This is a genomic window from Pseudomonas sp. P5_B2 (assembly GCF_056400445.1).
On record NZ_JBFULH010001289.1, the window covers coordinates 1 to 751 of the forward strand.

Here is a 751-nt window from a genome sequence, read left to right on the forward strand (position 1 = left end):
CGTCAGGCAGACCGCGAGTATTTGCGTCAGGCGGCCGTGGTGTTCGATTGCCGCCATTGTGCGGGTGATCATTGCCTTGGCGAGTAGCATGGGGATGCAGGTACATGCCAAAGGGATCGAGCAGGTCGATCAGGCCGGTTTCCTGCTGGAGCATGACTGCGATCTGGGGCAAGGCTACTGGTTTGGACGGCCAGTGCCTGCCGAGCAGTGGGAGTGGATGTGCGCTCCCATTATTCGCTAATCCCGCTTTCTGTGTTTATGGCGAGGGAGCTTGCTCCCGCTGGACTGCGCAGCGGTCCTCAAAGCGAGTGCTTCGCCTTCGAATGGGAGCAAGCTCTCTCGCCACAGGGTTGTGGAATCAATTTCAATACGCCAAACGCGACGCAAACCCGCGCCTCGCCAAATAATTTCTTTTGGTTATATAAACATTCTTAAATAGTCTTTTTAAGAATATCTACTCCTCACTACTATTGGTTCCACGCCACAAGCAGTGTCGCCACTGCCAGGCAACCTCTCAGTTGAAGGAGCAGCACCATGAGCGCATCCCTACGTAGTGTTGATGGCCAAGACGAAGCAACCATTTTGCGTGAGATTCAGAGCGCCTTGCGCGATCTGCGCTTTGGGGCTGTGGAGATCACTGTGCATAACGCCCAGGTCGTGCAGATCGAACGCAAAGAGAAGTTTCGTCTGCAGAACCCGAGTCACAAACCGAGCTAAGCAACCGGCAGCCCGCTTTCAGCACCTCATAAAA

General features: G+C 54.5%; 2 protein-coding genes. Both read left to right on the plus strand.

The window, feature by feature from the left end; genetic code table 11:
* On the plus strand, positions 1-241 hold a 241-nt coding region (locus AC1DRJ_RS30795), incomplete at its 5' end, for an EAL domain-containing protein (protein WP_477805436.1).
* 293 nt (positions 242-534) lie between these two features.
* Positions 535-717: a sulfur starvation response protein OscA gene (oscA, locus tag AC1DRJ_RS30800; protein ID WP_038605423.1), complete on the plus strand. Its 183-nt coding sequence runs from the start codon at positions 535-537 to the stop codon at positions 715-717.
* Positions 718-751: the final 34 nt, after the last annotated feature.

Bases quoted from the DNA above. Each gene is read 5' to 3' on its own strand.
- oscA (WP_038605423.1), top strand. From the start codon at position 535: ATGAGCGCATCCCTACGTAGTGTTGATGGCCAAGACGAAGCAACCATT.